Source organism: Streptomyces sp. NPDC005202 (assembly GCF_040608235.1).
In the GTDB taxonomy this organism is placed as follows: domain Bacteria; phylum Actinomycetota; class Actinomycetes; order Streptomycetales; family Streptomycetaceae; genus Streptomyces.
In genome coordinates, this window is sequence record NZ_JBEXHW010000002.1 from 524,970 (window position 1) to 546,515 (window position 21,546).

18 protein-coding genes and 2 pseudogenes are annotated in these 21,546 nt (G+C 70.5%); 8 read left to right on the forward strand and 12 right to left on the reverse strand.

From position 1 onward, the window contains the following. The first annotated feature begins 103 nt into the window (after nt 1–103). Complete coding sequence (locus tag ABZV31_RS06240; RefSeq protein ID WP_355888802.1) at nt 104–928, forward strand: rhomboid family intramembrane serine protease; 825 nt, start codon at nt 104–106, stop codon at nt 926–928. 1 nt (nt 929) lies between these two features. Here the strand turns inward: ABZV31_RS06240 and hemE are convergent, their stop codons facing one another. Continuing rightward, on the reverse strand, nt 930–2,003 hold the full coding sequence (hemE, locus tag ABZV31_RS06245; RefSeq protein WP_355888805.1) for a uroporphyrinogen decarboxylase: 1,074 nt from the start codon (nt 2,001–2,003) through the stop codon (nt 930–932). A 132-nt stretch (nt 2,004–2,135) separates the two neighbouring features. On the opposite strand from hemE, the gene ABZV31_RS06250 reads away from it, so the two are divergent. The 3 genes from ABZV31_RS06250 (at nt 2,136) to ABZV31_RS06260 (ending at nt 5,318) form a co-directional block, all read left to right on the forward strand. Continuing rightward, nucleotides 2,136–2,804 carry a DUF3000 domain-containing protein gene (locus ABZV31_RS06250; protein WP_355888808.1) on the forward strand — a complete coding sequence of 223 codons (669 nt, stop codon included), beginning with the start codon at nt 2,136–2,138 and terminating at the stop codon, nt 2,802–2,804. Nucleotides 2,805–3,068: 264 nt separating this feature from the next. Beyond that, the gene (locus tag ABZV31_RS06255) at nt 3,069–3,731 is read left to right on the forward strand and encodes a response regulator transcription factor (RefSeq protein WP_355888810.1); all 663 of its coding nucleotides are present in this window, start codon (nt 3,069–3,071) and stop codon (nt 3,729–3,731) included. A gap of 288 nt (nt 3,732–4,019) precedes the next feature. Continuing rightward, on the forward strand, nt 4,020–5,318 hold the full coding sequence (locus tag ABZV31_RS06260) for a ribonuclease D (RefSeq protein ID WP_355888813.1): 1,299 nt from the start codon (nt 4,020–4,022) through the stop codon (nt 5,316–5,318). A 133-nt stretch (nt 5,319–5,451) separates the two neighbouring features. Here the strand turns inward: ABZV31_RS06260 and ABZV31_RS06265 are convergent. Beyond that, nucleotides 5,452–5,649 (reverse strand): annotated as a pseudogene (locus ABZV31_RS06265) (carbohydrate ABC transporter permease); the annotation flags it as partial. Between the two features lie 211 nt (nt 5,650–5,860). Here ABZV31_RS06265 and ABZV31_RS06270 point away from each other — a divergent pair. Together ABZV31_RS06270 and ABZV31_RS06275 are read left to right on the forward strand one after the other, a co-directional pair. Continuing rightward, nucleotides 5,861–7,081 carry an acetyl-CoA C-acyltransferase gene (locus ABZV31_RS06270; RefSeq protein WP_355888816.1) on the forward strand — a complete coding sequence of 407 codons (1,221 nt, stop codon included), beginning with the start codon at nt 5,861–5,863 and terminating at the stop codon, nt 7,079–7,081. Continuing rightward, complete coding sequence (locus tag ABZV31_RS06275) at nt 7,078–9,207, forward strand: 3-hydroxyacyl-CoA dehydrogenase NAD-binding domain-containing protein (protein WP_355888819.1); 2,130 nt, start codon at nt 7,078–7,080, stop codon at nt 9,205–9,207. The genes ABZV31_RS06270 and ABZV31_RS06275 overlap by 4 nt, the downstream gene beginning before the upstream one ends. A gap of 70 nt (nt 9,208–9,277) precedes the next feature. Here ABZV31_RS06275 and ABZV31_RS06280 read toward each other — a convergent pair whose 3' ends face one another. The 6 genes and pseudogenes from ABZV31_RS06280 to ABZV31_RS06305 form a co-directional block, all read right to left on the reverse strand. Further along, entirely contained in the window at nt 9,278–9,481 is a 204-nt protein-coding gene (locus tag ABZV31_RS06280; protein WP_355888822.1) for a hypothetical protein, read from the reverse strand. Between the two features lie 74 nt (nt 9,482–9,555). Next, nucleotides 9,556–10,572, reverse strand: coding sequence for a hypothetical protein (locus ABZV31_RS06285; RefSeq protein WP_355888825.1), 1,017 nt, complete (start codon nt 10,570–10,572; stop codon nt 9,556–9,558). A 52-nt stretch (nt 10,573–10,624) separates the two neighbouring features. Further along, nucleotides 10,625–11,686 (reverse strand): NlpC/P60 family protein, encoded by a 1,062-nt coding sequence (locus ABZV31_RS06290; protein WP_355888827.1) that lies wholly within the window; start codon nt 11,684–11,686, stop codon nt 10,625–10,627. A 17-nt stretch (nt 11,687–11,703) separates the two neighbouring features. Beyond that, nucleotides 11,704–12,186, reverse strand: coding sequence for a poly-gamma-glutamate biosynthesis protein PgsC/CapC (locus ABZV31_RS06295; protein WP_355888829.1), 483 nt, complete (start codon nt 12,184–12,186; stop codon nt 11,704–11,706). Next, nucleotides 12,183–13,259, reverse strand: a pseudogene (locus tag ABZV31_RS06300) (poly-gamma-glutamate synthase PgsB); the annotation flags it as partial. The pseudogene ABZV31_RS06300 and the gene ABZV31_RS06295, both read right to left, overlap by 4 nt. Next, nucleotides 13,178–13,666, reverse strand: coding sequence for a hypothetical protein (locus tag ABZV31_RS06305; RefSeq protein WP_355888832.1), 489 nt, complete (start codon nt 13,664–13,666; stop codon nt 13,178–13,180). The gene ABZV31_RS06305 and the pseudogene ABZV31_RS06300, both read right to left, overlap by 82 nt. A 366-nt stretch (nt 13,667–14,032) precedes the next feature. On the opposite strand from ABZV31_RS06305, the gene ABZV31_RS06310 reads away from it, so the two are divergent. Together ABZV31_RS06310 and ABZV31_RS06315 are read left to right on the forward strand one after the other, a co-directional pair. Then, nucleotides 14,033–15,004 carry a hypothetical protein gene (locus ABZV31_RS06310; protein WP_355888835.1) on the forward strand — a complete coding sequence of 324 codons (972 nt, stop codon included), beginning with the start codon at nt 14,033–14,035 and terminating at the stop codon, nt 15,002–15,004. A 162-nt stretch (nt 15,005–15,166) separates the two neighbouring features. Beyond that, a complete protein-coding gene (locus tag ABZV31_RS06315; RefSeq protein ID WP_355888837.1) occupies nt 15,167–15,538 on the forward strand; it encodes an NTP pyrophosphohydrolase in 372 nt (123 codons plus the stop codon). 97 nt (nt 15,539–15,635) lie between these two features. Here ABZV31_RS06315 and ABZV31_RS06320 read toward each other — a convergent pair whose 3' ends face one another. From ABZV31_RS06320 to ABZV31_RS06335, 4 genes are all read right to left on the reverse strand, one after another. Continuing rightward, a complete protein-coding gene (locus tag ABZV31_RS06320) occupies nt 15,636–17,159 on the reverse strand; it encodes an amino acid permease (protein ID WP_355888840.1) in 1,524 nt (507 codons plus the stop codon). Between the two features lie 138 nt (nt 17,160–17,297). Then, complete coding sequence (dxs, locus tag ABZV31_RS06325; RefSeq protein WP_355888843.1) at nt 17,298–19,226, reverse strand: 1-deoxy-D-xylulose-5-phosphate synthase; 1,929 nt, start codon at nt 19,224–19,226, stop codon at nt 17,298–17,300. Nucleotides 19,227–19,423: 197 nt separating this feature from the next. Next, entirely contained in the window at nt 19,424–20,713 is a 1,290-nt protein-coding gene (locus ABZV31_RS06330) for a sugar ABC transporter permease (RefSeq protein WP_355888846.1), read from the reverse strand. Beyond that, the gene (locus ABZV31_RS06335) at nt 20,710–21,501 is read right to left on the reverse strand and encodes an ATP-binding cassette domain-containing protein (protein WP_355888849.1); all 792 of its coding nucleotides are present in this window, start codon (nt 21,499–21,501) and stop codon (nt 20,710–20,712) included. The genes ABZV31_RS06330 and ABZV31_RS06335 overlap by 4 nt, the downstream gene beginning before the upstream one ends. Nucleotides 21,502–21,546: the final 45 nt, after the last annotated feature.

Here is a 21,546-nt window from a genome sequence, read left to right on the forward strand (position 1 = left end):
GCGGGCCCGCCTTCCCCGTGCCGCGGGCGGTTGAGGAGACATACGGACACGCAGACTGCCGCGTTCACCGATTCGCCGAGCGCATCGAGGGCAGTACTTTCATGTGGTGATCCCCGTCCATGATGTGAACCCGGTGCGGCGCACCCCCTGGGTGACGTACGCCCTGATCGCCGCCAACTTCGTCGTGTTCCTGTCCACGCCCGGCATCTCCGGCTCCGTGGCGGGCGGCAGCAGCCTGTTCCAGTTGTGCCATCTGCAGGCGTTCCTGGAGCACTACGCGGCCGTACCGAGAGAGTTGATCCACGATCAGATGCCGCGGCTGGTGCCGACGGGCGATGTCGGGGTGGGGCCGCACGGGCCGGGCTGCGTGGTCGCCCCGCCGAGCTACGACAAGTCCCCCGCGCTGTCCGTCTTCACCGCGATGTTCGTGCACGGCAGTTGGCTGCACCTGCTGGGCAACATGCTGTTCCTGTGGATCTTCGGCAACAACATCGAGGACCGCATGGGGCACGTGCGGTACTTCGTGTTCTACGTCGTCTGCGGCTACGCGGCGGGATACGGCTTCGCGCTGCTCAACGCCGACTCGGCCGACCCGCTGATCGGCGCGTCCGGAGCGATCGCGGGGGTTCTGGGCGCCTATCTGGTGCTGTATCCGAAGGCCCGCGTGTGGGTCCTGGTGCCGTTCCTGATCTTCCTGCCGCTGCGGCTGCCGGCCTGGCTGGTGCTGGGCTTCTGGTTCGTGCTGCAGGCGTTCTACTCGTCCGGCGAGGGTGTCTCCGCCGCGGGGACCGTGGCGTACACGGCCCACATCGTCGGATTCCTCGTGGGCATGCTGATCGCGCTGCCGCTGCGTCCCGGCACCCCGCCCCCGCCGGAACCGCCCCACCTGCTCTTCGGCGGGCAGGCCCGGCCCCGGCACACGTGGTGAGTCAGCGGGCGGTCTGCGTGTGGACGTACTCCACGAGCCGGGTCAGCGCGTCCGGGTCGGTGGACGGCAGGACGCCGTGGCCGAGGTTGAAGACGTGGCCTTCCAGGCCCGCGGCCGCGTCCAGGACCTCGCGGGTCTTGGCCTCGATGGCGCCGCGGGAGGAGAACAGGACGGCCGGGTCGAGGTTGCCCTGGAGCGCCTTGCCGGGGCCGACGCGGCGGGCGGCCTCGTCGAGCGGCACGCGCCAGTCGACGCCGACCACGTCCGCGCCCGCCTCGCCCATGAGGCCGAGCAGTTCGCCGGTGCCGACGCCGAAGTGGATGCGCGGGACGCCGTAGCCGGCGACGGCCGCGAAGACCTTGCGCGAGGCGGGCAGCACCGAGCGACGGTAGTCGGCGGGGGCGAGGGCGCCGACCCACGAGTCGAAGAGCTGGACGGCGCTCGCGCCCGCCTCGATCTGGACCTTGAGGAACGCGGCGGTGATGTCCGCGAGACGGTCGAGCAGGTCGGCCCACAGCTGCGGGTCGCCGTACATGAGCGCCTTGGTGTGCTCGTGGTTGCGGGACGGGCCGCCCTCCACGAGGTAGCTCGCGAGGGTGAACGGGGCGCCCGCGAAGCCGATGAGGGGGGTGGCGCCGAGCTCGCGGGTCAGCAGGCCGATCGCCTCGGTGACGTAGGAGACGTCCTCGGAGGTCAGGTCGCGCAGCTGCGCGAGGTCCGCGCGGGAGCGGATCGGGTGCTCGACGACCGGGCCGACGCCGGGCTTGATGTCGAGGTCGACGCCAATGGCCTTCAGGGGCACGACGATGTCGCTGTAGTAGATCGCCGCGTCCACGCCGTGCCGGCGGACCGGCTGGAGCGTGATCTCGGTGACCAGCTCGGGCCGCATGCAGGACTCGAGCATCGGGATGCCCTCGCGTACCTTGCGGTACTCCGGCAGGGAGCGCCCGGCCTGCCGCATGAACCACACGGGCGTGTGCGGCACGGGCTCGCGCCTGCACGCCCTGAGGAAGGCTGAGTCGTACGTAGCTGTGGGCTGCGGCTGCTGGCCCGCGGGGGTCTCGTTGGCACTCACGGTGGCAAGTCTCGCACGGCGGGCGCACCCGCCTCACGGCAACCTCGGCCCCGGGCGACCCCGTTCGCTGCGTACGCTCCACGGGGGTGTCTTGCCCTGCACCAGCGCCCCGTTCCGCTTAATCTTCCCGGCATGGCTGCGGCTCAGGGACGACTGTCGGACGGCGCTGGCGAAATGGACGACCCGAAGGAGGGGGACGGGCATGCGAGCAGGACGGCACCGCTCCCCTTCCGGGCCGCCGTCGAGGCACTGAGAGCCGTGCGGCTGCGGCCCCAGATCGAGATCGAGCAGGTGCCGCCGCCGCAGCGGCTCGCCCCCTTCGCGTACGCCCTGGAGGCCACGGTCGTCGACGGCGACCAGGACCTCGCCGACGGCCGTCTGGTACTGCTGCACGACCCGGCGGGGCACGACGCCTGGCGCGGCACCTTCCGCCTGGTGACGCTGGTGCGCGCGGAGCTGGAGCCGGAGATGGCCGCCGACCCGTTGCTGCCGGACGTGTGCTGGTCGTGGCTGACCGGCGCGCTCCAGGCGCGGGGCCTGACGTGCGGCGAGCCGAGCGGCACCGTCACGCGCGCGAGCTCCCACTACTTCGGCGGGCTGTCGGCACGTCCGGCCGCCTCGCAGATCGAGATCCGGGCCTCCTGGACGCCTCGGGAGGGGCTGGGCGGGGTGCCGGACACGGCGGCCCACCTGGCCTCCTGGTGCGATCTGCTCGCCCAGGTCGCGGGCCTGCCGCCGGCCGGTCCGGGCGACGCCTCGGTGGTGACGTTGCCGCAGCGGCGCGGCCCGCAGCCGCGGTGAGTGTCTTACCGGCTTCTTGCCGTGTCTTTGTCGATACGACCACTTTCAGCCTCGTATCGACCCTGAATGACCCCGACTGAACCGATTCGATCTTCGGATGATCGATAGCATGTCCGAATTGCACGTATTGTTACTCACCAGATCGTGATCATTCTCTAAAGGACACCGGGTTTGGTGCCGAAGACGACTATGACCTTGAAAGCACGGTTCGTCCCGGCTACATCCCCACAAGCCGGCCCCGTCCCCCCACCCCCAGGAGGCCTGGTGTCCGTTCTCCTCGAGCAGCCCGCAAGCCTGGTCGCCTATCGCCCGAACAAGCCGACCGCCATGGTCGTCGTGGCCGACCCGCGCGTCCGTTCCACCGTCACCCGTCACCTGTGGGCGCTCGGAGTCCGTGACGTCATCGAGGCGTCGTCCATCGCAGAGGCCCGTCCCCGCATCAACAACCCGCGCGACATCTGCGTCGCCGACGTCCACCTGCCCGACGGCTCCGGGCTCACGCTGCTGTCCGAGACCCGCGCCGCGGGCTGGCCCAACGGCCTGGCCCTGTCCGCCGCCGACGACATCGGCGCCGTCCGCAACGCCCTCGCGGGCGGCGTCAAGGGCTACGTCGTCACCGGCACCCGCACCAACGTCGGGCTCCCCACCCGACCGGGCGCCGCCCCCATCGGCGCGGCCGCCGCCCGGCTGCACCGCCGTCCCCCGGGTGCCCCGAGCCACCCGGGTGGCTACCGCGAGCTGTCCGGCCGCGAGGTCGAGGTGCTGCGGCTGGTCGCCGAGGGCCAGTCCAACAAGGCGATCGGCGTCTCGATGGGCCTGTCCGCGCTGACCGTCAAGAGCCACCTTGCCCGCATCGCCCGCAAGCTCGGCACGGGCGACCGCGCCGGCATGGTCGCGGTGGCCCTGCGGACCGGCATCATCCACTGACCCCGTCCCCTGTCCCCCACTGAGAAGCGGGCCCTCCGAGGGCTCGCCCGCACCGAGGAAGCACCGCCCGCCAAGCCGCCGCCGACGAGACGTCGCCCTCACCGCAGAGCCGCCGAAGAGGCGCGACCGTTCACCTACGTGAACGGGATCGGCCGCCGATCCCCACCACGCCCTCCTGCCGGTCGTGAACCGGACGTGTCACCGGCCTGACCGGTTTACGACCCCCCGGCGCCCGTCGACGGAACGTTCCGTCGGCGGGCGCTGTCCATCCCCGGATACCCTTGACATGTGACCGACGCCCAAGAGACCGCAGCAGACAGCTCACTGCGAACCACCGGAGGCGCCCCTCCGGACGACGGCGGATCTTCTGAGAACGGGGCGCCGATTCCTTTGCTCGAGCCGCGCGAGGGCATTCCGCCCGTGATCGCCGACGAGGACTCGCTCGCGGAGGTGGTCGCCGCGTTCGCCGCCGGCTCCGGCCCCGTCGCCGTCGACGCCGAGCGCGCGTCCGGCTACCGCTACGGCCAGCGCGCCTACCTGGTCCAGCTGCGCCGCGAGGGCGCCGGGACCGCGCTGATCGACCCCGTCGCCTGCCCCGACCTGTCGGCCCTCGGCGAGGCGCTGTCCGGCGTGGAGTGGGTGCTGCACGCCGCCACCCAGGACCTGCCGTGCCTGTGTGAGATAGGCATGGTGCCCACCCGCCTGTTCGACACCGAGCTGGCCGGCCGGCTCGCCGGGTTCCCGCGGGTCGGGCTCGGCGCGATGGTCGAGGGCGTGCTGGGCTTCGTCCTGGAGAAGGGGCACTCCGCCGTCGACTGGTCGACCCGGCCGCTGCCCGAGCCCTGGCTGCGGTACGCGGCCCTCGACGTGGAGCTGCTCGTCGACCTGCGGGACGCCCTGGAGAAGGAGCTGGACCGACAGGGCAAGCTCGAGTGGGCCAAGCAGGAATTCGACGCCATCGCCTCGGCTCCGCCGCCCGAGCCCCGCAAGGATCCCTGGCGCCGTACGTCCGGGATGCACAAGGTGCGGCGCAGGCGGCAGTTGGCCGTCGTACGGGAGCTTTGGCAGACCCGGGACCGGATCGCCCAGCGGCGGGACGTCTCGCCAGGCAAGGTGCTCTCGGACGCGGCCATCGTCGAGGCCGCGCTCTCCCTTCCGGGCACCGTGCACGCGCTGGCCGCGCTGAACGGGTTCGGGCACCGGATGGGACGGCGGCAGCTGGAGCAGTGGCAGGCCGCGGTGGACCGCGCGAAGGCGCTTCCCGACGCCGCGCTGCCGCAGCCCGGGCAGCCGGTGACCGGGCCTCCGCCGCCGCGCGCGTGGGCCGACAAGGATCCGGCGGCGGCGGCCCGGCTGTCGGCCGCGCGGGCCGGGGTCTCGGCGCTGGCCGAGGAGCTCAACATGCCGCAGGAGAATCTCATCGCGCCGGATACCGTGCGGCGCGTTTGCTGGGAGCCGCCGAAGGTTGTCGACGCCGAGTCGGTGGCCGCCGCGCTCACGGGGTACGGGGCACGTGCCTGGCAGGTCGAGCAGGTGACGCCGGTGCTGGTGGCGGCGCTGTCGGCGAAGGGTGTCCAGTCTCCGTAGGGCCTTGTGGCGTACGGCGGCTACGGGTCGTCCGGGGGCTTGTCGCGGTCCGGGGTTTGTCGCGGTCCGGGGCTTGTCGCGCCCACGCGGCGGAGCTGCATGTCGATGCAGCCCCCGCGCCCCTTCAGGTTTCTCACCTGGTCGCGCCTCGCATGAAGCCGTTTCGCATGAAGCCGCTGTGGATGAGGCGCTGCAGGGACAGGAAGACGATCAGCGTCGGCAGGATCACCAGGACCGCTCCTGCCGAGATCGTCTCCCCGTGGTCGCCGAAGGGGCCGCGGAAGCGGAAGAGGGACGTCGAGATCACGCCAAGATCCTCGGACGGCATGTAGCGGAAGAATGTGGCCCGGGGTCCCATCCGGTCCCATCCGGTCCCGACGCCGGTGCTGACGCCGCGGGGCTCGACCGCTCCCCGAAGGTGTGACGTTCACCGCTCCCCCTGGGGGGACTGGGCAGCTACGTTACCCACAAGTAGCATGGGTTCTGAGCGCGCGCTCAGCGCATCGCAGCAGTGCCATCCCGCACCCTGGAGGAGAGCCATCGTGCCTCGTACCGTCAGGGACGTCGTCTTCGTAGACGGCGTCCGCACCCCGTTCGGCAAGGCGGGCCCGAAGGGCATCTACCACGAGACCCGCGCCGATGACCTTGTCGTGAAGGCGATCCGGGAGCTGCTGCGCCGCAACCCCGGTCTCGACCCGAAGAAGGTCGACGAGGTCGCCGTCGCCGCGACCACGCAGATCGGCGACCAGGGCCTGACCATCGGCCGCACCGCCGGCCTGCTCGCCGGCCTGCCCCAGTCGGTCCCCGGCTACGCGATCGACCGCATGTGTGCGGGCGCCCTGACCGCCGTCACCACGGTGTCCGGCTCCATCGCCTTCGGCGCGTACGACGTCGCCATCGCGGGCGGTGTCGAGCACATGGGCCGCCACCCGATGGGCGAGGGCGTGGACCCGAACCCGCGGTTCGTCTCCGAGAAGCTGGTCGACGAGTCGGCCCTGTTCATGGGCATGACCGCGGAGAACCTGCACGACCGCTACCCGCAGATCACCAAGCTGCGCGCCGACGAGTACGCGGTGCGCTCGCAGGAGAAGGCCGCCAAGGCGTACGCCAACGGCAAGATCCAGCAGGACCTGGTGCCGATCTCCGTGCGCCGCACCAACCCCGAGGGCGGCGAGACGGGCTGGGGCCTGGTCACGGCGGACGAGCCGATGCGCCCGGGCACCACGCTGGAGAGCCTGGCGAACCTGAAGACGCCGTTCCGCGTCCACGGCCGGGTCACTGCGGGCAACGCGGCCGGTCTGAACGACGGCGCCACCGCCTCGATCATCGCCTCCGAGGACTTCGCGCGCGAGAACGGCCTGCCGGTCAAGATGCGCCTGGTCTCCTACGCCTTCGCGGGCGTCGAGCCGGAGGTCATGGGCTACGGCCCGATCCCGGCGACGGAGAAGGCCCTCGCCAAGGCGGGCCTGTCCATCTCCGACATCGGCCTGTTCGAGATCAACGAGGCCTTCGCCGTCCAGGTCCTGGCCTTCCTCGACCACTACGGCATCGCGGACGACGACGAGCGCGTCAACCAGTACGGCGGCGCGATCGCCTTCGGCCACCCGCTGGCCTCCTCCGGCGTCCGACTGATGACGCAGCTGGCCCGCCAGTTCGAGGAGCAGCCGCAGGTCCGCTACGGCCTGACCACCATGTGCGTCGGCTTCGGCATGGGCGCGACGGTCATCTGGGAGAACCCGCACTTCGACGGAGGCGACAAGTGAGCACCACCGCTGAACTCCTGAAGGGCGCGGCCGAGCTGTTCCCGGACGAGGTCGTCACGCAGGCGCATGTACGCCACTTCGACCTGCCGCTGGGCGCGGGCCGGTTCGCCCTGATCACGCTGGACAACGGCTTCGACCACACCAAGCCGACCACCTTCGGCCCGCAGTCGCTGGCGAACCTCGACGCCGCCATCGACCAGGTCGAGAAGGAGGCCGCGGACGGCGAGATCGTCGGCGTCGGCATCACCGGCAAGCCGTTCATCTTCGCCGTCGGCGCCGACCTCAAGGGCGTCGAGCTCCTCAAGGAGTACGACCACGCGTTGGCCATCGGCAAGGGCGGCCACGAGGTCTTCAAGCGCCTGTCGAAGCTGGCCGTGCCGACGTTCGCGTACTACAACGGCGCGGCGATGGGCGGCGGCGTCGAGGTCGGTCTGCACTGCACCTACCGCACGGTCTCCGCGGCCGTGCCGGCCTTCTCGCTCCCCGAGGTGTTCCTGGGCCTGGTCCCGGGCTGGGGCGGCTGCACCCTGCTCCCGAACCTGATCGGCGCCGACAAGGCCGTCTCGGTCATCATCGAGAACTCGCTCAACCAGAACAAGCAGCTCAAGGGCAAGCAGGTCTACGAGCTCGGCATCGCCGACGCGATCTTCGAGGGCGCCGACTTCCTGGAGCAGTCGCTGATCTGGACGGCGTCCGTCCTCAAGGGCGAGATCGAGGTCGAGCGTCCGGTGATCGACCGCGGCGAGGCCTGGGACCAGGCCGTCGCCAAGGGCCGCTTCATCGCGGACAGCAAGGTGCACGGCGCGGCTCCGGCCGCCTACCGGGCCCTCGACATCATCGCCGCCGCCAAGAACGGCGACCTGCAGCAGGGTTACGACGCCGAGGACAAGGCCCTCGCCGACCTGATCATGGGCGGTGAACTGCGCGCCGGCATCTACGCCTTCAACCTGGTGCAGAAGCGCGGCAAGCGTCCCGCGGGCGCCCCGGACAAGAACCTGGCCCGTCCGGTCACCAAGGTCGGTGTCGTCGGCGCCGGTCTGATGGCCTCGCAGCTCGCCCTGCTCTTCCTGCGCCGCCTGGAGGTCCCGGTCGTCCTGACGGACATCGACCAGGAGCGCGTCGACAAGGGTGTGGGCTACGTCCACGCCGAGATCGACAAGCTGCTGGGCAAGGGCCGCATCAACCAGGACAAGGCCAACCGCCTGAAGGCGCTGGTCTCCGGCGTCCTGGACAAGGCCGAGGGCTTCGCGGACGCGGACTTCATCATCGAGGCCGTGTTCGAGGAGATGGGGGTCAAGCAGAAGGTGTTCGCGGAGGTCGAGGCGGTCGCGCCCGAGCACGCGATCCTCGCCACCAACACCTCCTCCCTGTCGGTGTCGGAGATGGCGTCGAAGCTGAAGCACCCCGAGCGGGTCGTCGGCTTCCACTTCTTCAACCCGGTCGCCGTCCTGCCGCTCCTCGAGATCGTCCGCGGCGAGAAGACCGACGACGCCTCGCTCGCCACCGCGTTCGCCGTCGCCAAGAAGCTGAAGAAGACGGCGGTTCTGGTGAAGGACGCCCCGGCGTTCGTCGTGAACCGCATCCTGACCCGCTTCATGGGCGAGATCCAGAACGTCATCGACGAGGGCACCCCGGTCGAGGTGGCGGAGAAGGCGGTGGAGCCCCTGGGCCTGCCGATGTCTCCGCTCGTCCTCCTGGAGCTGGTCGGCCCGGCGATCGGCCTGCACGTCTCGGAGACCCTCAACAAGGCGTTCCCGGACCGCTTCAAGGTCTCCCCGAACCTCAGGGCGGTCGTCGAGGCGGGCAAGCGCGGCTTCTACGTCTACGACAGCGGCAGGCCCGAGCTGGACCCGGAGGTCGCCGCGCTGCTGAAGCAGGGCGATGTCGTCCTGACGGAGGAGCAGGTCCGGGCGCGCGTCCTGGACGCGGTGGCGCAGGAGATCGGCCTGATGCTCGAGGAGGGCGTCGTCGCCGAGCCGCAGGACATCGACCTCTGCCTGATCACGGGCGCCGGCTGGCCCTTCCACCTGGGCGGCATCACGCCGTACCTGGACCGCGAGGGCGTCTCGGAGCGCGTGAACGGAAAGAAGTTCCTGGCTCCGGGCGTGGCGAGCGTTCCCGCGTAACCGCCCCTGCACGGACGTACGGTGCCCGGCACATCAACTGGTGTGCCGGGCACCGGTGCGTCTCCGTGTCTCAGGAAGCCTCCCCCGCGGCAGCGCGCCGGTCCTCGACATGGACGATGCGCAGCCCGGTGCCGTCCCGGTGGCGCTTGGCGCGTCCGTGGACGCCGACCACCACGTCCGACCGGGCAGGGGACTCGCCAGGTGCGACGTACGTGACGACGTCCGGGTGGTGCCCGGTGGCCAGCCATCCGGCGTCGTCCTTGAGTTGGAGCACGCCGAAGTCCCCGGCCGGGGTGGCCGTGTGCGCCGGCCCGAACTCAGCCCCGAACGGTCCCGCGACAGACCCGCTCAGACCTCCCGCCACGCCTCCAGTGCCAGGCCCGGTTCGTCGTTGCGGCGGGTGAGGAAGAGGTGGCCGGTGGACGGGGACAGGGCCGCCGCCACCACGCGCTCGTTCTCGTCCGTCGTCAGGGAGACATGGGCGTCGACGGGGAGTTGGGGGCCGGACTCGGTCCACCAGGCGCCCGCCGACTCGTCTTCCGTCGGGTAGGCGGCGAAGGCGATGCGGCCGCTCGCCGAGCGCTGGGCAAGCAGTGTGCAGTCGTGGCCGTCGAGTTCGCAGCGGACCGCGGCGACCGGGCCGGGGCCGGCGGAAGGGAGCAGGGTGACCGGCTTGCCGCCGGGGCGCCAGGCGCACAGGTCTCCCGAGTCGTCGGTGTAGAAGAGGGTGGTGCTGTCGGGGGACGTGGCCAGGGCGCGGAGCGTGCCCGGACGGACCGGGACGTCCATCGCCTCCTGAAGGACCGGCTGCCCACCCGGCTCCTCCTGGCGCCAGTGCAGCAGACCCCCGGGGATGGCCGCGTACAGCTCGACGCGCCCCGACTCCCCCGTCACCGCCGCGAGTTCGTCCTGGACGTCACGGCCCTTCAGGTCGCGCCAGGCCTCCCAGCCGCCCTTCTCCTTCTGGGCCAGCATGCTCACGCCGCCGCCCTTGTTGCGGACGAAGACGTGGGCGCGTCCCTGCGCGTCGACCGCCACGGCGGGCGTGCCGGTGCGGTCGCCCTTCTTGTCGGGGTGCCCGACCGGGTTGAAGTCCAGGGCCGCGAGCCGGGGCCGGAAGTGCGTGGAGTGCACGAGGCCCGCCTCGCCGGGCACGGTGGGCCGCCAGGAGACCAGGTGCGCGTAGCGGTCGGCGCCCTGCCCGACCGCGAGCACCGGGTGCAGCTTCTGGTCGCCGCCCACCCGGCGCGGCGCGTCCCAGGGACCACCGGGCCACCGCTCCGCCCGGCACAGGACGGCGTCGCCCGACGGCAGATAGACACTGAGCCGGCCGTCGCGGCCGCGTATGAGCCAGTCGCCGTTCACCGGTTCACTGTAGGACGGGCCGGCTGCTCACCGCGGCCCGGCCCCCGCCTGGTCACAGACGCTTGGCGCTGCGGAACAGCTGGGCGTAGAAGCCGTTGCCGTCGATGCGGGAGACGCCGCCCTTGTCACCCATCGTGGGGCCGTTCTGCTCCTTGCGGCTGGAGACGAAGACGCGGTGGCCGTCGGTGTCCAGGCCCAGGTAGAGGGCGACGTGGTCCATGTGGTTGCCGGTGCGGTGGTCCATCTTGAAGAACAGCAGGTCGCCCGGTTGGAGAACGTCGATGTTCTTCGGCCTCACGTACCAGGGGGACGGGCCCTTGATCTTGATGATGTCGACGCCGACCTTGGACCGGGCCATGCCGTCCGCGGTGCGGGGCAGCCCGTCGCCGAGGGTGTTCGTGGCCATCAGCGGGTAGCGGGCCCGGTACCCCCACACCATCCGCATGAAGCCGGAGCAGTCCAGCGCCCGGTAGCGCTCCTTGCGCGGGTACATCGTCGTGCCGTTGCGGAAGGTGTACGGGATGCCGAGGTAGTCGTAGAAGTCGTTCTGCTCCAGGCGGTCCACGCCGTCCGCCTTGAACGGGCCGAACACCGCGTCGCCGGCGTACGGGATGCCCTCGGAGTCCTTCTTGACCGGCGCGCCCTGCACGTACTGGAAGGCGATCGCGAAGACGTCGTCCTCCTGGCTGCCGTAGTACTTCTTGAACCAGTCCTTGAACCACTGCTCCTTCTCGGCGCCCCTGGTCCACGGCTCCGGCATCAGCCGCACCCAGTCCTCGGTCACCACCTTGGAGTTGGTGTTGGCGGGCTCGTCGAAAGTGCGGGACGGGCCGCGCAGGGTGGCGGTGCGGGCGCCGTCGGTGAAGGTGGCGAGGATCTGGCCGTTCGCGCCGCGCAGGATCGTGCGATCGGGGTTCTTCAGGCGCTCCCAGGTCTGCTCGCCGGTCTGCTGGGCGCCGCCGTTCTGCAGGTTCGGCTGGTCGATGACGGCCTGCGCCGCGGGCGCCTTGGTCTGCTCGTCCTTCCTCAGCTCCACCGTGAGGTATCCGCTGGCGCCGAGCAGCGCGAGCACGACCGCGGCGTGCAGGACGGGGCGCTTCATCTTGGGGGGCATGGGATCGACTCCGTTGGTCAGGCGGACGGCATGACGCCGAGGAGGATTCCGGCGGTGAGGACGACATAGGCCATGAGCGTCACCGATCCGGTGGCCAGCAGGGTGGCGCCCCGGGGCTGGCGGACGAGTTGGTAGGCGATCAGGCCGGGGACGATGAAGCCGAGGGTCTGGTTGGCGTACATCAGCGGGAACTCCAGCGACAGCACGATCATCACCGTCGCCTGGAGCGTCACGCCGAGCAGCACGACCGCGGCGAACAGCCGCTTGCCGTAAAGGATCACGAACTTCTGCATCAGCAGGGTGCCGACGTACGTCAGGACGGTCACGCCGACCACCATCGCGGCCCGCTGGAGGTCCTCGACGAGGGTCAGCGCCAGCCAGCCCGGGGTGATCATGCCGCCGGGCGAGAGGTTGGTCGTCAGGTAGCAGATCAGGGAGAAGAGCAGCCCGATCGCGATGCCGATCGCGGCGATCTCGGGGGTGAGGACGGAGGGGATCAACGGTGCTGCTCTCCTGGGTTCTGCCACTGCTGAGAGTCGTCGGCGGGGGACGCGGGCGGGATACGGGCCTCGAACAGGCCGCGGGGCTGCGGGGGTTCGCGGTGCGGCGAAGGTTCGTGGTGCGGCGAAGGTTCGCGGTGGAGCGAGGGGTCACGGTGCTGCGGCCGCTGGGGCTGCTGCTGGTGCTGCGGCTGCTGCGGGGCGGACGGGGCCTGGACAACGGCCGGCCAGGGCTCGCGCTGTCCGGCCTGCGGGGCCTGCCGGTCATGGACCTGCCAGTCGTGGGCCTGCCAGTCGTGGGCCTGCCAGTCGTGGGCCTGCCAGTCGTGGGCCTGCCAGTCGTGGGCCTGCCGGTCATGGACCTGCCGGTCATGGACCTGCCGGTCATGGACCTGCCGGTCATGGGCCTGCCGGTCATGGACCTGCCGGTCGTACGTCTGATGCGCGTACGGCCGCTCGTTGCCGCGCTGTGCCGGCACGTGGGCCTGCGGCGCGTACCGCGTCTCGTACGCCTCCGGGTAGGGCTGGTAGGGGTCGAGGCGCGGGGCGTACAGCTGCATGGTCTCGACGTGCTCGGGGTGCCGGTCCGGGGTCTGCGGCCGTGTCCCGGCGGGCGTGGTGGGCGCGTCGTCGGGACTGTCGTCGGGCGGGAGTTCGGCGAGGTGCTCCAGGAGCACCTCGCCCTGGCCGTGGATGTTGCCGATGGCGACCAGCGAGGAGTCGGCGCCGAGCCGTCCGAGCAGTTCGGCCATGAACTCCTCGGGGTCGCGGCGGTCGCCGCCGAGGTCGACGGCCCGGTTGCGGTACTCGGCCGGGATGGCGTCGATGGCGGACTTGGCCGGGTGGCCGATGACGAAGACCTGCTCGGGGTCGAGGTCGGGGATGATCTCGCCCATCTGGCCGTTGCGTTCGACGCGGTCGGGGCGGCAGTTGACGACCACGTTGAGCGGGCGGTGGATGGCACCCAGGTCGAGCAGCTGGTTGATGTTCATCAGCGTCGACTCGGGGTCGTTGGCCGCGAAGACGTTGGCGAAGCGCAGTTTCTTGCCCTCGTGCGTGAGGTAGCGCTCGACGTGATCAGCCGGGTCTGGCCGTTGTCCAGGCGCACCATGCGGGGGGACAGGCCGTCCTTGCGTGAGAGTTCGGTGAGATCGATGGCGGTGAGCGGAACGTTCTCGCCGCGCGCAGCGAGCAGCTTGCCGGACTTGATCTCGATGACCGCGGTGCCGCGCCACTTCTGGTAGACGTCACCGACCTTGTCCAGGACCGTGTCGGCCGAGACGGGCTTGCCCTCGTTGAACAGCGTCGCGGTGTTGGTGAGGTCGGTGACCGACTCGTCGAGCGAGGTTCGCAGCGCGATCGCGCCGTCCTCGGCGACGTACTGCTGGGACGTCAGAACCGCTTTCGGGACCAGGGCGTTGTCCGGTTTGCCCAGGGTGAGTGCGGTGATTCCCGCGAGGGAGAGAAGCAGAACCGACAAGACGGCTATCGGTGGTCGAATTCCCCCCAAGAGCGACATGTCGGCCCGTCGGCGGACCTTGTGCCGCCGCTTCGGATGCGAAGCGGCCAACGGTTGGCTCCTCTCGTGCAACACCGCGGGTGCGTGCACGCCCCACGGGACGTGTCCCGCCACAGAGCGCACAGGAGTGCGACCCCGACCATCAGACGGACGAACGCACCACAGGGTTGCACAGGCGAAAGAAAAAGGTGAGAAATCCGTTTGGGCGCGACCACGATCGGGCAAGGGGACTGTTCACCTTCGTCGCCGGGAGTTCATCCGGCGATCCGCGGTCCTGCCTGGCCACCGTGGTGCACGCGCAGACCCGCTGGTTATCGTGTGGCGGTCATGACCGGGAAGCGAGCGAAGTCGATCAGCGTCGCGGCCACGATTGTCGTCGTCGGCGCACTCGTGGCCGGTTTCGGCGCGTATACGATCGGCCGCGCCGGCCAGGGCCACGGCGACGGCGGGGGCACGCACAGCAGCTCCGCGCCCGCCGGTGTGCCGCTGGAGCACCGGATCGCCGACTTCGCCTCCCACCTGCGCGAGGACGCCGGCTACCGCGAGCCGCGCCGCGCCGAACGCCGCGCCGTCGCCGACGCCGTGGGCCAGGTCCTCGACGGGCACCTCGACCGGGCCCGCACGCTGCTCTCCGACGTCGACTTCCAGCTGCGCACGCTCACCGACTCCGCCACCGGCCGCCGGTACGCCGAGCTGTCCGACCGCACCGAGGACGGCCCGACGCCGCGCGGCCGGGGCCGTGTCTACATCGACCTGTCCGCGCCCGTGCGCTGGTCGGTGCAGGTGCCGCACCCCACCGCCGACGCGAACACCGAACGCGTCGGCGCCCGGGTGCTGCTGGGCTCCCCCGGCGGGGTCATGGTGCTCGCGGGCGCGCACCGCAGGGCCGGGGTGGGCAACGCCGCCGACGTGGCGCACCGGACGGACTCCGTCTTCGACGCGGTCTGCGACGAACTGGCCCGGCGCCGCCTGCCCGGCATCCAGGTGCACGGCTTCGCCGACGACTCCGCGCCCGGCTACGACGTCGTCGCCTCCACCGGCAAGGGCACGGCGGGCCGGGCCGACGGCCGCCGGCTGGCCGACGCCCTGCGCGCCCGGGGATTCGCGGTGTGCCGGGCCTGGACCCGCTCCTGCCCGCTGGAGGGCCGGGACAATGTGCAGGGCCGCCGGGCCGATGCCGAGGACCTCACGTTCCTGCACGTCGAGTTCGCCCGCTCGGTGCGCGCGAGCGACGCGCGGATCCGGCAGGGGGTGGCGGCCGTGGACACGATCACCGCGCGCTGGGCGCAGCGAGCCTGAGTCCGGCGCAGCACACGAACAGCGGTGTCCGAGTGTCACGCGCAACAGCCAAGGGCGTGCCGGGCACCTCGAAGCAGCGGACCACTTCGACGCCGCGGTGCCCTTCGGTGAACAGCTCGACGGCTGACGACCCGGGCGCGCGTACCGTGCGACCCTGGACCCATGGACGAGGACACCCCCCTGCTCGTGATCGTCGACGGTGCGAACGTGGTCGGGTCGGTGCCCGACGGCTGGTGGCGCGACCGCAAGGGGGCCGCGGAGCGATTGCGGGACCGGCTGGCGGCGGGCGGCCTGCCGGACCTGCCGGGCCACGCGGAGATCGTCCTCGTCGTCGAGGGCGCGGCACGCGGCGTGGACCCGGTGCCGGGGGTGCGGGTCGAGGCGGCATCCGGCAGCGGCGACGACCGCCTCGTCGAACTGGTCGACCAGGCCGGTGACCGTCCCGTCCTGGTCGTCACGGCGGACCGGGAACTGCGGCGCCGGGTAACGGAGTTGGGAGCCGAGGTCACCGGACCGCGGGCCGTACGGGGCTAAGGGGCGAGCGGCGCGGCGGGCAGGGCCTGCCGCGTTGTCCGGCTCCGTCACCTCGGCCGGAGCGGGACCCGTGGGGCCGGGCTGCACCACGGCCGGGTTACGGGGTGCCGGCGCTCCCGGACCCGTAGGCCTCGCCGGCCGAAGTCTCCTGCTGCTGCCCGAGACGGCTGTGGGAGCGGCCGTAGAGGAAGTAGACCAGGAAGCCGATCACCATCCAGATGGCGAACCGCAGCCAGGTCTGGGCGGGCAGGTTCAGCATCAGCCACAGCGCGGCGCACACCGACAGGATCGGGATGAACGGCACCCACGGGGTGCGGAAGGCGCGGGGCAGGTCCGGGCGGGTCTTGCGAAGGATGATCACGCTGAGCGCCACGACGACGAAGGCGAACAGCGTGCCGATGTTCACCAGCTCCGCGAGTTCGCTCAGGCTGGTGAAGCCCGCGACGATCGCGATGATCACACCGAGCAGGATGGTCGGCCGGTGGGGGGTCCTGAAGCGCGGGTGGACGCGGGAGAAGAAGCGCGGCAGCAGCCCGTCGCGGCTCATCGCGAAGAACACCCGGGTCTGGCCGAGCAGCAGGATCATGCAGACGGTGGTCAGGCCGACGGCGGCGCCGAAGCTGATCACGCCCGCGTACCAGGGGTGCCCGATGGCCTTGAACGCGTCGGCGAGCGGGGCGTCCACGGACAGGTTGCTGTACTTCTCCATACCGGTCACCACGATCGACACCGCCACGTACAGCACGGTGCAGATGAACAGCGAGCCCAGGATGCCGCGCGGCATGTCGCGCTGCGGGTTGCGGGTCTCCTCGGCGGCGGTGGCCACGATGTCGAAGCCGATGAAGGCGAAGAAGACCACGGAGGCCGCGGTGAAGATGCCCATCACGCCGAAGTTGGACGGCGCCCAGCCGAACATCAGCTGGACGAGCGGCGCCTTGAGGTTGCCGCCCGCCTCCGCCGACTGCGCCTTCGGAACGAACGGCTGGTAGTTGGTGGCCTTGACGAAGAACGCGCCCGCGATGATCACGATGAGGACGACGGTCAGCTTGATGGCGACGACGACCGAGGTGACGCGCGCGGAGAGCTTCATGCCGAGGACGAGGATGCCGGTGAGCACCAGGACCAGGGCGGCGGCGAGGATGTCGAAGCCGAAGCCCGGCGTCCCTTCCCGCCCGCTCAGCGCGTCGGGCATGTGCCAGCCCGCGTTGTCCATGAGCGAGCGGATGTAGCCCGACCAGCCGACGGCGACCACCGCCGTGCCCAGCGCGAACTCCAGCACCAGGTCCCAGCCGATGATCCAGGCGGGCAGTTCACCGAGGGAGGCGTACGAGAAGGTGTACGCGGATCCCGCCACCGGGACCGTGGAGGCGAACTCCGCGTAGCAGAGCGCGGCGAGGGCGCAGACGAAACCCGCCGCGACGAAGGACAGGGAGACCGCGGGGCCCGCGTTCTCCTTGGCCACCTTGCCGGTGAGGACGAAGATGCCGGTGCCGATGATGACACCGACGCCGAAGACGGTCAGGTCCAGCGCGGACAGGGACTTCTTGAGCGCGTGCTCTGGCTCCTCGGTATCGAGGATGGACTGCTCGACCTTCTTCGTCCTGAAGAGGGTGCTGCTCACGTGCGTACCTCCCACGCTCGTCGTCCTCGACATGATCGAGAGGGGGCGTAGTGCGTATGCCCCGGAGCGGGTGGATTCACGCAGATGGGCCGGTTTCGCCACTCCTTGCAGTGGAGAAACCGGCCCGTCCGGACGCGGCTAGTCGCGCGCGGGCTCCACCGTGTCCACTCCGGACGCGGCGCGCTCGTACCGGCCGTCCAGCTTGGCGACCAGCCCGGTGACCTGGCGGGCGATGTCGGGCGCGGTCAGCCCGATCTCCGCCATGACCTCGGCGCGGGAGGCATGGTCGAGGAAGCGCGGCGGGATGCCGAAGTCGCGCAGCGGCACGTCGACGCCCGCGTCCCGCAGGGCCTGGGCGATGGCCGAGCCGACACCGCCGACGCGGGAGTTGTCCTCGACGGTGACGACCACGCGGTGCCGCTCGGCGAGCGGGGCCATGGCCTCGTCGACCGGCTTGACCCAGCGTGGGTCGACGACGGTGGTGGAGATGCCCTGCCTGTCGAGGAGCGCGGCGACCTCCAGGCACATCGGTGCGAGGGCTCCGACGGAGACGAGGAGGACGTCGGGGGTGTCGGTGCCGGGCTCACGCAGCACGTCCATGCCGCCGACACGGCCGACGGCGGGTACGGCGGGGCCGACGGCACCCTTGGAGAAGCGGACCACGGTCGGCGCGTCCTCGACGGCGACGGCCTCGCGCAGCTGGGCGCGGACCTGGTCGGCGTCGCGCGGGGCGGCCAGGCGCAGGCCCGGGACGACCTGGAGGATCGACATGTCCCACATGCCGTTGTGGGAGGCGCCGTCGGTGCCGGTGATGCCGGCCCGGTCCAGGACGAAGGTGACGCCGCACTTGTGCAGGGCCACGTCCATCAGGACCTGGTCGAAGGCGCGGTTGAGGAAGGTGGCGTAGACGGCGAAGACGGGGTGCACACCGCCGTGGGCCAGGCCCGCCGCGGAGACGGCGCCGTGCTGCTCGGCGATGCCGACGTCGTAGACGCGGTCGGGGAAGGCCCTGGCGAACTTGTCCAGGCCGACCGGCTGCAGCATGGCGGCCGTGATGGCGACGATGTCCTTGCGCTCCTTGCCGAGCTTGACCATCTCGTCGCCGAAGACGGAGGTCCAGTCGGCCCCGGACGTGGCGATCGGCAGGCCCGTGTCGGGGTGGATCTTGCCGACGGCGTGGAAGCGGTCGGCCTCGTCCTGGAGGGCGGGCTGGTAGCCGCGGCCCTTCTCGGTGAGGCAGTGCACGATGACGGGGCCGCCGAAGCGCTTGGCCCGGGCGAAGGCCGACTCCAGGGCCTCGATGTCGTGACCGTTGATGGGCCCGACGTACTTCAGGCCGAGGTCCTCGAACAGGCCCTGCGGGGCGATGAAGTCCTTCAGCCCCTTCTTGGCACCGTGCAGGGTGTCGTACAGCGGCTTGCCGACGACGGGGGTGCGTTCCAGGAGATCCTTGGTGCGGGCCAGGAAGCGCTCGTAGCCGTCCGTCGTGCGCAGGGTGGCCAGGTGGTTGGCGAGGCCGCCGATGGTGGGGGCGTACGACCGCTCATTGTCGTTGACAACGATGACCAGGGGGCGGTCCTTGGCATCGGCGATGTTGTTGAGCGCCTCCCAGGCCATGCCGCCGGTCAGGGCCCCGTCGCCGATCACGGCGACGACGTGGCTGTCGCGTCTGAGCAGCTGGTTGGCCTTCGCGATGCCGTCGGCCCAGCCGAGGACCGTGGAGGCGTGGCTGTTCTCGATGACATCGTGCTCGGACTCGGCCTGCGAGGGGTAACCGGACAGGCCGCCCTTCATCTTCAGGCGGGAGAAGTCCTGCCGGCCCGTGAGCAGCTTGTGGACGTAGGCCTGGTGGCCCGTGTCCCACAACACCTTGTCCTTCGGTGAGTCGAAGACCCGGTGCAGGGCGATGGTCAGCTCCACCACACCGAGGTTGGGGCCGAGGTGGCCGCCGGTCTTGGAGACCGCATCGACGAGGAAGGTCCGGATCTCATCTGCCAGCTGGTCCAGCTCCTCCAGGCTGAGCCGGTCCAGATCGCGCGGTCCCCTGATGCGGGTCAGCAACGGCACCCGTGCCTCCTTGCAGTAGAGCTGATCGAGCTGTTGCCGGGCTCGTCGAGTCTAATGTTCCGCCCGAGCGGCCGATGTCCGGGCTGTGCGTCGTGGGTCACGCGAACGGCCGTTACCCGGGAAAGACGTTTTCTCATGACGCAACTGTGCCCGGCACCGCCGTTGGCGCCGGGCACAGTGGCTGGGGTCGGCTGCCGCTAGGCGCGACCGGCCGTCTTCTGGGTCTTGCGGGTGACCGCGTCGATGACGACGGTCGCCAGCAGCACACCACCGGTGATCATGTACTGGACCGGCGAGGCGATGCCCTCCAGGGCGAGGCCGTACTGGATCGAGACGATCACCAGCACGCCGAGGAGCGCGTTCCAGGTGCGGCCACGGCCACCGAAGAGAGACGTACCGCCGATGACGGCCGCCGCGATCGCGTTCATCAGCAGGTCACCGCCGCCGGCGCCCTGGTTGGCGGACGCGATCTTGGAGGCGATGAACAGGCCGCCGATCGCCGCGAAGGTGCCGGAGATCGCGAAGACCGAGATCCGGACCATCTCCACGTTGATACCGGCACGGCGGGAGGCCTCGACGCTGCCGCCGAGCGCGAAGATCTTCCGGCCGTACGCGGTACGCCGCAGCACGAAGTCGGTGATCAGCAGCACGGCGACGAAGATCACCACGGCCAGCGGCAGACCCTTGTACTGGTTGTAGACGATCGCGACGGCGAAGGCGACGATCGCCAGCAGCACGGTGCGCAGGATGGTTTCGCTCAGCGGCCGGGACGGCACGCCCGCGGCCTCGCGGCGCTTGTTGCCGAAGAAGGAGGTGAGGAAGAACAGCATGGTCACCGCGATGGCGAGCCCGTAGGCGGCGGCCACGTCGGAGAAGTAGTAGTTGGTCAGCTTGGCGACCAGCCCGTCGCTGTTCAGGTTGATCGTGCCGTTGTCGCCCAGGATCTTGAGCATGAAGCCGTTCCAGAACAGCAGACCGGCCAGGGTGACCGCGAACGCCGGTACCCCGATCTTCGCGAAGAAGAAGCCGTGGATCGCGCCGGCGACCGTGCCCGTGAGGATGGCCAGGACGAAGGCCAGCACCTCGTTCATGCCGTGCGTGACGTTCAGGACGGCGAAGGTGGCACCCGCGACACCGGAGACCGAGCCGACCGACAGGTCGATCTCGCCGAGCAGCAGCACGAACACGATGCCGACGGCGATCATGCCCGTGCCGACCATGGCGACGGAGATGTCGGACAGGTTGCCCGCGGTGAGGAAGTTGGAGTTCAGGCTCTGGAAGATGATCCAGATGATCACCAGACCGATGACGACCGGGATGGAGCCGAGGTCGCCGGCCTTCATCTTGCGCTTGAACTCGGTGACGTAGCCCGCGAAGCCCTGTTCGCGCACCAGCAGTCGGGGGTCGACGGCCACGTCGGCGCCGCGTGCGGCCTCGGGGTTCTCCACGACGTGGTCCTCGGGCGTGGAGGTCTTGTCGATGCTCACTTCTTGATCTCCCCATTGGTGCGCGCCGCACGACGGGTCACGGCATTGTCCGTGGCGCCGGTGATGGCGGAGATGATCTCTTCCTGCGAGGTCGACTTGACCTCGAAGACGCCGTTGTTGCGACCCAGACGCAGGACGGCCACCTTGTCGGCGACGGCCTTCACGTCGGCCATGTTGTGGCTGATGAGTATCACGGCGTGACCGCGTTCGCGCAGCCGCTCCACGAGGTCGAGGACCTGCGCGGTCTGCTCGACGCCGAGGGCGGCGGTGGGCTCGTCGAGGATGACCAGCTTGGGCTCGCCGAGCATGGAGCGGGCAATGGCCACGGTCTGGCGCTGACCGCCGGAGAGCGAGGCGATCGGGATGCGGACGCTGGGGATGCGGATGGACAGCTGATCCAGCAGCTCGCGCGAGCGCCGCTCCATCTCTACCTCGTCCAGGACACCGCGGCGGCGGATCTCCCGGCCGAGGTAGAGGTTGCCGACGACGTCGATGTTGTCGCACAGCGCGAGGTCCTGGTACACCGTCGCAATGCCCAGGTTCTGGGCGTCGTGCGGCTTGCTGATCTGGACGGCCTTGCCTTCCCACTCGATGACGCCCTCATCGATGGGGTGCACGCCGGCGATCGTCTTGACCAGCGTGGACTTTCCGGCGCCGTTGTCGCCGACCAGGGCGACCACCTCACCGGCGTGGACCTCAAGCTCTACGTCGGTGAGCGCCTGTACGGCACCGAACCGCTTGGAGACCCCGCGCAACGCCAGCACGGGCGTAGCGGACACGTGAACCATCTCCTTCGCCGCCTGACCCGGCGGGAGGTTGTGCAGAAGTTTGGG